A 437-nucleotide genomic window follows, 5' to 3' on the forward strand; every position below is an offset into this window, starting at 1 on the left:
CCTAAAGACAAAAGCGAGGATATTTATGCCTCAATGGAAAGCACAAATCAATATGTAACCTCTGTGATCGAGTTACAACATGAAGTCGATGAGTTAATCAAAAAATGGAATAGTATTGAATCAGATCTAACACTACTCAGTCGTGCAATGAAAGAGTTATCGCTTGCAACTGGAAAATCCAGCGGTTTGGAGAGTTCATTCGAACATGACTTAACGCAATTTTTTAAATATCTTTCTGTGCTGCAGGAACATTTAAATGAAGTGATGTTGCATCTTAATGATCGAGATGAAGAGCGACGCTACCACGATAAAAGTATCATCGGTGAAGTAAACGTGCTTCAGGAAGGATTGCAATACATTATGACCCAGTTATCTGAAGAGCAATTGAATGATGTTGATGAAATGACTGCTTCCTCGGTTACTACTGCAGCAATTAA

At 37.8% G+C, this 437-nt stretch carries 1 protein-coding gene; it reads left to right on the forward strand.

Annotated features, from left to right (window positions below):
• Positions 1–437, forward strand: a 437-nt coding sequence (locus tag Lste_RS19260; RefSeq protein ID WP_237760416.1) for a hypothetical protein, incomplete at both ends; no start/stop codon positions are given.

Source organism: Legionella steelei, from assembly GCF_001468005.1.
GTDB lineage: Bacteria > Pseudomonadota > Gammaproteobacteria > Legionellales > Legionellaceae > Legionella > Legionella steelei.